Genomic DNA, 10,742 nt, shown 5'->3' with positions numbered 1-10,742 from the left:
CCTGATTTCTTCAAAGAATCTGTAACTTCTGCCTAAATAAGTAAAAGAATCGGTGGATTTGCCTGATTTTGTCAAAGAATCGGTACCTCAAATACAGATTCTTTGCACTTTTTAGGCGCGCATAGTGAACGTTAGGTTCGCATAGTGAACGTCAGGCGCGCGATGCCAGAAAGGAGTACTTGCCGAGAAACCCGTGCGCCCGCACGCGCACCTGACGAGAAACCCGTGTGCTCGCAACGCCCAACGTTTCGCAGAAAAGCCGTATACTTATGACGATATAAGTCCACGAAAGGATTGATATGTCTGACACTCTGATTCCACAAAATTCCTGCGTACTTGTCACCGGTGGCGCGGGCTTTATTGGCAGCCACACCGTTGTTGAACTGCTCAATTCCGGCTACGAGGCCGTAATTGTTGATGACCTTTCCAATGCTTCGGCAGAGGTTATCGATCGCATCAAAACCATAGTGGGAGAAGAAAACGCTAAGCGCCTTTCGTTCTACGAGGCAGACGTCAACGATGCAGATGCTCTCAACCACATCTTTGATGAGCACGCCATTAACTTTGTCATTCACTTCGCAGGCTTCAAGGCTGTTGGCGAGTCCGTCACCAAGCCTATTGAGTACTACACAAACAACCTGGGCAATACCCTCACCCTTCTTGATGTCATGAGAAACCACGATTGCAAGTCAATTATTTTCTCGAGCTCAGCAACGGTTTATGGAGACCCAGATAACCTTCCTCTGACCGAGCAAAGCCCCAAGAAGAACGCAACCAACCCTTATGGCTGGACTAAATGGATGATTGAGCAGATCCTCACCGATGTTCACACCGCGGATCCAGAGTGGAACGTTGTCCTGCTTAGATACTTCAATCCTATTGGCGCTCACCAGTCGGGCCTCATCGGAGAAGATCCTGCAGGTATTCCAAACAACCTGGTACCTTATGTGGCTCAAGTTGCTGTGGGTAAGCGCGAAGCTGTTCACGTCTTTGGCGACGACTACAACACCCCAGATGGCACGGGTGTTCGCGACTACATCCACGTTTGCGACCTTGGCTCCGGCCACGTAGCTGCACTTAAATGGATGGCTGGCCGCACGGGAGTTGAAATCTTCAACCTGGGCACTGGCACTGGTAGCTCGGTACTTGACGTTATCAAGGCGTTCTCAAAGGCTTGCGGCAAAGAGATTCCTTACGTTATTGAGCCTCGCCGCGCAGGTGACGTTGCAACTAACTACGCAGACTGCCAGAAAGCTGCTGACTTGCTTGGCTGGAAGGCTCAGTACGACCTCGCCGACATGTGCCGCGACTCCTGGAAGTGGCAGTCGATGAACCCAGACGGCTATCGCGGCTAGGACTTCCGTGAACTTCGCCGACTACCTCACACAAAAGCTCCCTGCCGTCGAGGCAGAGATCATGCGCGGACTCCCCACGGCATCTGCAGCGCCCGCGGCAGCAACATCCACGCCCTCGGAGCGCACCCGCGGAGACCTGAACACCTACCTCTACCAGCCACTCGCTCACTTCAGCGCGGGCGGCGGCAAGCGCGTGCGCCCGGTCCTCTGCTGCCTGGGCGCCGAGGCTGTTGGAGGCTCAGCAGAAGCCGCTCTGCCCGTAGCCTGCGCCATCGAGGACTTCCAGTCGGCAGCCCTTATCCACGACGACATTGCTGACAAATCAGAGCTGCGCCGTGGCGAGAAGTGCCTCTACAAGACACTCGGTACCGGACTTGCTATCAACGTTGGTGATTCTGCCCTGGTCAATGTTGTCAGACGCGTTACCGTGGCCGACCACCTCTCTGACCAGCTTAAAGTTCGCGTGATCGACGCCCTTCTCGCCATGCAGGAGCACACCCTTGAGGGTCAGGCGCTCGACCTTGGCTGGGCACAGCACGAGCGCTGGGATGTTACTTCTGACCAATACCTTTTTATGGCGCTCTCCAAAACCGCCTATTACTCTGCTGCATATCCCCTGGTACTGGGTGCGCTCATCGGTGGTGCTGACCAGAAAACGCTTGACGCACTCAAAGAGTTTGGCCTCAAGGTAGGTCTTGCCTTCCAGCTGCAAGACGACCTTCTTAACCTGGTTGGAAACGCCCAGGTACAGGGCAAAGATTTTAGGTCAGACATCACTGAAGGCAAGCGCACGCTCGCCGTGGTCTACGCACTTGAGCATCTTGGCCCAGCAGAAAAGACAGAGCTTGTCTCCATACTTTCTGCGCATACAGGCGATACTATGAAGCTTCAGCGCGCTGTGGAGCTTATGGAAAGCGCTAATGCGATAAAATTTGTCCGCACGCACGCTCTTGCCTTAGTTGATGAGGCAAAACACGTGCTTGAAAACGTGATACTTACTGAAGACGCTCGCGACACACTTTTGTCTATGGCAGACTTCTTTGTGAACCGAGAAAGGTAATTATGGATCCTATTACTCCTGGTAGCACTGGTGCTGCCGTTGAAGACATTCAGGAACGCCTCGTAAAGCTTGGCTACACCATCGAAGACGATGAGCGCCAGAGCCACACCTTTGGCAAGTCAACTGCTCGCGCCGTTGCGCGCTTTAGGCTTGACCATGACCTTTCTCTTGGAGAAGAAGTAGATGCCTCTACCTGGGCAATCATGGTCGATGAGGGCTATGAGCTAGGAGACAGAACTCTCTACCTTCGTCTTCCTAACTTCCACGGCAATGACGTGCGTCAGCTGCAAGAGCGTCTCAACATCTTGGGTTTCTCGTGCGGAAAAGTTGATGGCCATTACGGTGTTCACACCGAGGCTGCCGTTAAGCTCTTCCAGGAAAGCGTCGGCGAACTTGCTGACGGTATGGCATTCCAGGATACCCTCGACGCTATTGAGCGTCTGCGCCACGTTTGGTCTGGTAAGCAGGCAAAAGGCCCTCACCCACAGGGTCCTATGGGCTTTGCTCGTGCAGCAAACGTTCTTGAGACCACCTGCATTGCTATAACGGGAGAAGATCCTATCTCTAGAAACGTAGCTGCTCGCGTCTATAACCTTTCTAAGGCAACTACTGAGGCAAGCGGCATGACCATGATTGATCGCGCCGATTCCCCTACCGATGCAGCCACTATTTTGGTTCTAACCACAGCCTATGCCCCAAGCATGCCCGCCCGCGGACAGGTTGGTATTGGCTCTGTTTCTATGGAAGAAAACGAGACGCTGCCAGCAAGACTGCGCACCGCTATTGAGTCTGCTGATGCAACGGGCTCCCCTATCAAGATTGTGCTGCCAGAAGGAACAAACGTAGACGGCTCGTTTACTACCGCAGACGCACAGACTTTGGCAGTTCTTGTTCTTGATGCAATTTGTGGAGCATTTGCCTCGCTAAGCTGATACACTTAATAGGGTTGCGGACAAAACCAACGTAGTGATTACATTGGGGTATCGTCCAACGGTTAGGACACGGGTTTTTGGTGCCTGGAATGTGGGTTCGAATCCTACTACCCCAGCCATTTTTTACGCAACTTTTGTGTAGGGACGCACTCGTATCGAGTAATACGAAGTACTTTGGAGGCTTACGTATGCCACTTACTGCGATTGTCCTCGCTGCAGGCGAGGGAACGCGCATGAAGTCCCACCACCCTAAGATTGTGCACAAATTACTAGATAAACCCCTTGTTTGGTGGAGTGTCAACGCCGCAATTACTGCTGGCGCTGACCGCGTCATTGTGGTTGTTGGTAACCACGCTGACGAGGTTAAATCTGCACTTTCTTGCTTCCCTAACCTTGAGTATGTTGCCCAGACTGAGCGTCTTGGCACCGGCCACGCCGTCAAGGTTGTAAAGGATGCTCTTGGTGGCTTCAAGGGACCCGTTGTTGTTATCAACGGTGACGCATCTCTGTTGCGCGCACAGTCTATTCTGGACCTTGTTGCAGAAACTAAAGCTCACCACAACGCATGTACGGTACTCACAATGACGCCACCAGATCCAACCGGATATGGTCGCGTCATTTCTTCTAACGGCCAGGTAACTGCCATTGTTGAGCACAAAGACGCTACACCTGAGCAGCGCGAGCAAGAGCGTGAATGCAACGTTGGCGTGTACTGCTTCTGTGGCGGAAGACTGACCGCAAACATCGATCTTCTCGGCAATGACAACGTGCAAGGTGAGTATTACATCACCGACATGGTAGGTCTCTATGTAAGCCAGGGCGAGCCTGTTGCTGCCGTCCACGTTGACGACTACAAAGAGGCGCTGGGCGTTAATTCCCGCTCCGAGCTTGCCGTTGCCACCCGCATCATGCAGGAGCGCATCAACGAGCACTGGATGAGCCAGGGCGTTACCATGCTGGACCCAACCTCCGTCTGGATTGGCCCCGAGGTCACGCTTGGTATGGACACCGAGGTTCTCCCGCAGACTATGCTCTACGGCAAGACCTCAATTGGCGAGAATTGCGTGGTAGGCCCTAATACTCGTCTGACCGACACGCTTGTTGGCAACGACGCTGTTGTCGATGAGACTGTTGCTATCAACGCACAGGTAGACGACTTTGCTACCTGCGGTCCTCGCGCTTACCTGCGCCCAGGCACTCACCTTATGCCTCATGCCAAAGCAGGCACCCACGTTGAAATCAAAAATTCAACTATCGGTGAAGGCTCTAAGGTACCTCACCTCTCCTACATTGGTGACACTACCATGGGCTCCGGCGTCAACATTGGCGCAGGTTCAATTACGTGCAATTACGATGGTTACCACAAGTTCAAGACACATATTGGCAACAACGTCTTTGTTGGATCCGATACCATGATGGTGGCACCTGTCTCAATTGGTGATGGCGCACTTGTGGGGGCAAGTTCGTGCATCACAAAGGATGTACCAGCAGACGCGCTTGCACTCGAGCGCTCTGAGCAGAAAATTGTTGAGGGATACGCCGCCCAGAGGCGTCACAAGCTTGAGAAAGAGGACTAGATGTTCGAGAACCTGAGTGATCCGCTATTAGTTGCTAGAAACATCAAGCTCTACACCGGTACAGGCAACCCTGAACTGGCTCGTAAAGTTGCAGACATTCTTCACCTAGAGCTACAAGGTCTTCTCCTTGAGAAGTTTGCTAACGGAGAAATCTATGCTCGCTTTGACGAGTCTGTCCGCGGCGACGAGGTCTTCTTCATTCAATCTTTGGCTGGTGTCAACGTCAACGACCTGGTTATGGAAACGCTGATTGTTGCTGACGCCGCAAAGCGCGCATCTGCTAACAGCTTTACTGTGGTTATCCCTCACTACGCATATGCTCGTCAGGACCGCAAAGCCGCTGCTCGCGAGCCTATTACCGCTCGTCTGATGGCAAACCTGCTTGAGAACGCTGGCGTTGACCGCGTCATCACCCTTGACCTGCACCAGGGCCAGATCCAGGGCTTCTTTGACATTCCTGTTTCTCACCTGACTGCTCTCTACCTTCTGGGCGATTACTTTAAGAACAAGCCATTTGACTGGGAGAATACCGTTGTTGTCTCCCCTGATATGGGTCGAGCAAAGGCAGCTAAGAAGCTTTCCGACTACCTTGACTGCGGCCTTGCTATTGCACATAAGAGCCGTCCTCGTCACAACGAGAGTGCTGTTATGGGTATCATCGGCGATATCAAGGGCAAGACCTGCATTGTTAACGACGACATGATTGATACCGCAGGTACCCTCTGCGCTTCTGTTGTCAAGCTGAAGGAAATGGGCGCGGGCGACATCTACGTCTGCGCTACCCACGGCGTCTTCTCTGGTCCTGCAATTGAGCGCCTCAATAGTGCTCCTATCGAGGAATGTGTGGTTACTGATGCAATTCCTTGCGCTGCAGCAAACCAGGAAGGTTCCAAGATTAAGACGATTACCATTGCAAACGAGCTTGCCGAGGCAATTTACGCTGTCTACACCGATCGCCCTGTCTCCGACATTTTCGGCGGCGACTTCAACCTGTAAGATTGCAAGTCAGTTGCGCGTGGCTCACAGGTTGCGAGTGATTTCTACCCGGTATCCATTTCGTGTGGATACCGGGTTTCTTGTGCGGAAACGCTGAGAGTGGACCGGGTTTCTCGCCAGGTAGCGGTGTGAGCTGGCGCGCGATCAGTGCACGCCTGCTGCGCGCCTGATTTTCTCGCCATGTCTGAACGATTTGCCGGAAAACACGCCAAGTCTGAGTGGTTTTGCCGGTTTTTCTCGCCATGTCTGAGCTGTTTTACTCAGACATGGCGAGGTTTTCAGGCTCAAAAATTCAGGGCCAGACAGTCTATCTTTCACGCGCCTGATTTCATCAAAGAATCTGTAAATTTTGCCTAAAAGCATAAAAGAATCGGTGGATTTGCCTGATTTCTGCAAAGAATCGGTGCTGCAAATACAGATTCTTTGCACTTTTCAGGCGCGCGATGGCGAGAAGCGCGCCTGGCGAGAAACCCGTGCGCTCGCAAACCGCCCTCAGCAGCACGTGTTCTAGCAGGTCGTTCCGCTTTCGGAATCCGCAAGGTCAACATCGTTCGCAAGCGCCGCTTCCAGTGCAATCTGCAGTCCGCGAGTCATCATCTCCAGCGACATGCTTGGAACCTGGCGGGTCTTCTCGGCGGCAGCAGCCTTCTCGGCAGCTGCAGCGTTTTTCTCGACAACCTGCTCTGTTGCGAACGGTACGTGCAGAAACGTACCGCGAGTCTCCGGGAATCTCGTGGCCAGCGCGTGAAGGACCTGATACATGACGTCGTTGCAGACGTACGTTCCCGCAGTGTACGAGACCGCCGCGGGGATCTCCGCCTGGTTCATGGCGGCAACCATGGCGTTTACCGGCAGTGACGCAAAATACGCGTCGGGAGCGCCGTCGATGATGCGCTGCGAGAGCGGCTGCTTGCCCGCGTTGTCGGGGATTCGCGCGTGAGCCCAGTTGATGCCCACAAACTCGGGCGTAATCTTGCTTCTTCCACCCGCTTGGCCCACGCAAAGCACAATCTCGGGACGCTCCGCTTCAAGCGCGTCGATAACCTTCTGAGCGCCAGCGCCAAACTCAACAGGTACGTGCAGTTTTATCACTTGGGCACCGACAATAGTCTCGGGCAACGCCTTCACGGCCTCCCAAGCTGGATTGATTTTCGCGCCACCAAAAGGCTCAAATCCGGTAACCAGAATCTTCTTCATTTTGCCTCCGCACCTCAGTTGAACGCCGCATGCCCCGCACGCTGCTCACCGCACGCTGCTCACCGCGCGCCGATCGCTGCACGTCACGCGCGCCGCCGCTAGACTGCCAACCGCGAGCTCAGTTCACGCTGGTCGAACCTGTCGTTTTCCCTTACCATCATAAACGTACACATCTCAAACGGAAGGAAATTCGATGCACGGTAACAAAATTGTGCTTGTAGCGGGCCTGGGAAATCCTGGCGAAAAATACGCGCGCACCAGGCACAATGCTGGTTTTGCCGTCGTCGATGCCCTTGCCGAGCGCCACGGCGTTTCGTATTGGAAAAGCGAGGCGGGCTGCCAGGTCGCGGAGATCACCCTTCCCGCAGCTCAAGCCTCAGCTCCCGGCGCCGCATCTGGCGAGAAACGCCGTGTACTCCTGGCCAAACCCCAGGACTTCATGAACACCAGCGGTGGTCCCCTCTCTAAACTTGCTCGTGCACACCACCTTCAACCTGCGCAAATCCTGGTCATTCACGACGAAGTTGACCTCGCAGAGGGCCAGCTCAACTTCAAAGAAGGCGGCGGACTCAACTCGCATAACGGCCTGCGCTCCATCGCCGACAAGCTCCAGAACAGGGATTTTATGCGCCTGCAGTTTGGCATCGGTCGCCCTCCTGGAAAGATGCCGGTGGCAGACTTTGTTCTGCGCGAGCTCAAGGGAAACAACCTGGAAGACTTCCTGGTCACCGCTCAGGCGGCCGCCGATCAGGTGGAGCAGCTCCTCCGCAGCTAGCAGTCACCGCGCTCCTCCGCATGCCGTCACGTCACGAGCCCACCGAACTTCTCGCCCTCTGCAGCTAGCAGGCAAAACATTCTACGAAATATTTATGCTCATTCATGAATTACTCATGTCTTGAATCATGCGCAAATAGTACAATAGATATGTTGTTTGCGAATACGGGGTTACCCAGACCTCGTATGCGTGAGATACATGCGTCACCTACTACTGTCTTCTCGCCAGAAGGCACACTGTAGTGCGGCGCGTCAACTCACTCGCAGTTTTGTTGTGTTAGGAGAGGAGTACCGCTGAATGTATAAGATCCTCGAAAAGACTCAGTTCTCCGAGAAGGTCTTCAAGTTCCGCATCGAGGCACCACAGATGGCCAAGCATGCACATGCTGGTCAGTTCCTTATGGTCCGCGCAAATGAGTGTGGCGAGCGCGTTCCATTTACCTTTGCGGATTGGAATCCTGAGGAGGGTTGGGTCGAGTTTATCTTCATGGTAATCGGCAAGACCACCAGGATGCTTTCTACCTACGAGGTTGGTGATTTCCTGCAGGACGTCACTGGTCCTCTGGGTGAGCCTACCGAGATGGGCGAGGGCAAATGGGCAGTTATCGGCGGCGGCGTTGGCCTGGCTATCGCCTTCCCTGTTGCTCGTCAGCTCGTAGCTGCTGGCCGCGAGGTCCACGCAATCATGGGCGCTCGTACCAAAGAGCTGCTGCTGCTTGAGGATCAGTTCCGTTCCATTCTGGACGACGATCACATCCACATCACCACAGACGACGGTTCTCTTGGCGAGAAGGGCGTTGTAACCGCACCTCTCGAGCGTCTTCTGCAGGACAAGCAGGTCGACCGCGTATTCTGCGTTGGCCCAGTTCCAATGATGAAGTTCTCCACTCTCACTGCCGAGAAGTATGACACACCTATCATCGCTTCTCTGAACCCAATCATGGTTGACGGCACTGGTATGTGCGGTTGCTGCCGTGTTGAGGTTGGCGGCGAGACCAAGTTTGCTTGTGTTGACGGTCCTGACTTTGACGCAACCAAGGTTGACTGGAACGACCTTCGCGCACGTCAGGCAGCCTACCTCACCGAGGAAGGCCAGTCCATCAAGGCTTACGAGGAGACGAGGTGCGCATGCCACAAGTAAACGGTCGCTATATTCCAAACGTCAAGGCACCTCGTACAGCTGACAACGAAGAGCCAGCTACAGAGCGCGCACAAGACTTCCGCCCTGTCGACAAGGGTTTCACTAAAGAGATGGCAATTGCAGAGGCAAACCGCTGCCTGGATTGTAAGAATCCACTGTGCGTTCAGGGCTGCCCTGTAAACATCAACATTCCTCGCTTCATCGAGGCTATCCGTGCAGAGGAGTTTGGTCGCGGTCTTGACATCATCCGCGAGTCCTCCATGCTTCCTGCAGTTTGTGGTCGTGTTTGCCCACAGGAGAACCAGTGCGAGGGCGTCTGCATCATGGGTAAGCGCAGCGAACCAGTTGCTATTGGTCAGCTTGAGCGCTTCCTTGGCGACCAGCCTGAGCTTGCTTCCAAGCCAGCTATCGCTCCAAAGAACGGCAAGAAGGTTGCAGTTGTAGGCTCCGGTCCTTCCGGTATTGCTTGCGCTGGCGAGCTTGCTCGTAACGGCTTTGACGTTACCGTCTTTGAGGCATTCTTCACTGGCGGCGGCGTTCTGGTCTACGGTATTCCTGAGTTCCGTCTTCCAAAGGCTGTTGTTAAGCGCGAGATTGACGGCCTTCAGGAGCTGGGCGTTAAGTTTGAGTTCAACTCTGTTGTCGGTCGTATCACCGATGCAGAAGAGCTCTTTGAGCAGGGCTTTGACGCAATCTATATTGCAACTGGCGCTGGCCTTCCAAAGCTTCTCAACATCCCTGGTGAGAACCTGCCAAACGTCTTCTTTGCAAACGAGTACCTCACCCGCGTTAACCTCATGAAGGCTAACAACTTCCCTGAGTATGACACTCCAACCAAGCACGGCAAGAACGTCGTTGTCTTTGGTGGCGGCAACGTTGCTATGGACGCTGTTCGTACTGCTAAGCGTCTTGGTGCTGAGCGTGCAATCATTGCTTACCGTCGTACCGAGGACGAGATGCCTGCTCGTCGTGCAGAGCTGCACCACGCAAAGGCTGAGGGCGTTGAGGTTCTTCCTCTCGTCTCCCCTCTCGAGTTTGTCGCTGGCGAGGACGGCGCAGTTTGCGCAGTTCGCGTCCAGAAGATGGAGCTCGGCGAGCCTGACGCTGACGGACGTCGTCGTCCAGTTGCTATCGAGGGTGCTATCGAGGACATTCCTTGCGACGTTGCAATTTCTGCAATCGGCACTAACGCTAACCCATTCGCAAAGATGATCGGCGATATCAAGCTCAACAAGTGGGGCTACATTGAGGCCGACGAAGAGGGCCGCACTTCTGATCCTCGCATCTGGGCTGGCGGCGACATCGTAACTGGTGCTGCAACCGTCATTCTGGCAATGGGCGCTGGTAAGGTAGCAGCTGCTTCCATCACCAAGCACCTCGGCTAGTCCGCCGGTTCTGGCTGACGTAGCTTTGGCTTGCAGTTCAGTTACAGCTGACACAGCAAGCTAACATGCAATCACAAAAGACCTGGTACCACACGGTGCCAGGTCTTTTTTCATGGCCAAAAACTCCGCGGCCCAACACCCGAGCGCACGGGTTTCTCGTCAGGCGCTCTTCTCGCCATCGCGCGCCTGAAAAGTGCAAAGAATCTGTATTTGCAGCACCGATTCTTTGCAGAAATCAGGCAAATCCACAGTTTCTTTAACGTTTTCAGGCAGAATTTACAGATTCTTTGCAGAAATCAGGCGCGTAAAAGATAGACTACGTGGC

At 54.1% G+C, this 10,742-nt stretch carries 9 protein-coding genes and 1 tRNA gene; 9 read left to right on the top strand and 1 reads right to left on the bottom strand.

Annotated elements, in window-relative coordinates:
* The first annotated feature begins 299 nt into the window (after nt 1–299).
* The 6 genes from galE (at nt 300) to HMPREF1493_RS03825 (ending at nt 5,920) form a co-directional block, all read left to right on the top strand.
* Nucleotides 300–1,355 carry a UDP-glucose 4-epimerase GalE gene (gene galE / locus HMPREF1493_RS03850; RefSeq protein ID WP_035427972.1) on the top strand — a complete coding sequence of 352 codons (1,056 nt, stop codon included), beginning with the start codon at nt 300–302 and terminating at the stop codon, nt 1,353–1,355.
* A 7-nt stretch (nt 1,356–1,362) separates the two neighbouring features.
* A complete protein-coding gene (locus HMPREF1493_RS03845) occupies nt 1,363–2,415 on the top strand; it encodes a polyprenyl synthetase family protein (protein ID WP_035427970.1) in 1,053 nt (350 codons plus the stop codon).
* Nucleotides 2,416–2,417: 2 nt separating this feature from the next.
* The gene (locus tag HMPREF1493_RS03840) at nt 2,418–3,347 is read left to right on the top strand and encodes a peptidoglycan-binding domain-containing protein (protein WP_035427969.1); all 930 of its coding nucleotides are present in this window, start codon (nt 2,418–2,420) and stop codon (nt 3,345–3,347) included.
* A 44-nt stretch (nt 3,348–3,391) separates the two neighbouring features.
* Nucleotides 3,392–3,466 (top strand) — tRNA-Gln (locus tag HMPREF1493_RS03835).
* Nucleotides 3,467–3,535: 69 nt separating this feature from the next.
* The gene (glmU, locus tag HMPREF1493_RS03830; RefSeq protein ID WP_035427967.1) at nt 3,536–4,924 is read left to right on the top strand and encodes a bifunctional UDP-N-acetylglucosamine diphosphorylase/glucosamine-1-phosphate N-acetyltransferase GlmU; all 1,389 of its coding nucleotides are present in this window, start codon (nt 3,536–3,538) and stop codon (nt 4,922–4,924) included.
* The gene (locus tag HMPREF1493_RS03825; RefSeq protein WP_035427965.1) at nt 4,925–5,920 is read left to right on the top strand and encodes a ribose-phosphate diphosphokinase; all 996 of its coding nucleotides are present in this window, start codon (nt 4,925–4,927) and stop codon (nt 5,918–5,920) included. It abuts the gene before it with no gap.
* A 507-nt stretch (nt 5,921–6,427) separates the two neighbouring features.
* Here HMPREF1493_RS03825 and pcp read toward each other — a convergent pair.
* Nucleotides 6,428–7,117, bottom strand: a complete 690-nt coding sequence (gene pcp, locus HMPREF1493_RS03820; protein WP_035427964.1) for a pyroglutamyl-peptidase I — start codon at nt 7,115–7,117, stop codon at nt 6,428–6,430.
* Nucleotides 7,118–7,310: 193 nt separating this feature from the next.
* Here pcp and pth point away from each other — a divergent pair, with 193 nt between their 5' ends.
* The 3 genes from pth (at nt 7,311) to gltA (ending at nt 10,417) form a co-directional block, all read left to right on the top strand.
* Entirely contained in the window at nt 7,311–7,892 is a 582-nt protein-coding gene (pth, locus tag HMPREF1493_RS03815) for an aminoacyl-tRNA hydrolase (protein ID WP_035427962.1), read from the top strand.
* Nucleotides 7,893–8,189: 297 nt separating this feature from the next.
* Nucleotides 8,190–9,032, top strand: a complete 843-nt coding sequence (locus tag HMPREF1493_RS03810) for a sulfide/dihydroorotate dehydrogenase-like FAD/NAD-binding protein (RefSeq protein ID WP_035427960.1) — start codon at nt 8,190–8,192, stop codon at nt 9,030–9,032.
* The gene (gene gltA / locus HMPREF1493_RS03805) at nt 9,020–10,417 is read left to right on the top strand and encodes an NADPH-dependent glutamate synthase (protein ID WP_035427973.1); all 1,398 of its coding nucleotides are present in this window, start codon (nt 9,020–9,022) and stop codon (nt 10,415–10,417) included. The genes HMPREF1493_RS03810 and gltA overlap by 13 nt, the downstream gene beginning before the upstream one ends.
* Nucleotides 10,418–10,742: the final 325 nt, after the last annotated feature.

Origin of the sequence: Atopobium sp. ICM42b (genome assembly GCA_000564995.1) — a bacterium.
In the GTDB taxonomy this organism is placed as follows: domain Bacteria; phylum Actinomycetota; class Coriobacteriia; order Coriobacteriales; family Atopobiaceae; genus Lancefieldella.
Note: the sequence above shows the minus strand (reverse complement) of the source record. Positions and strands in the feature narration are given on the sequence as shown.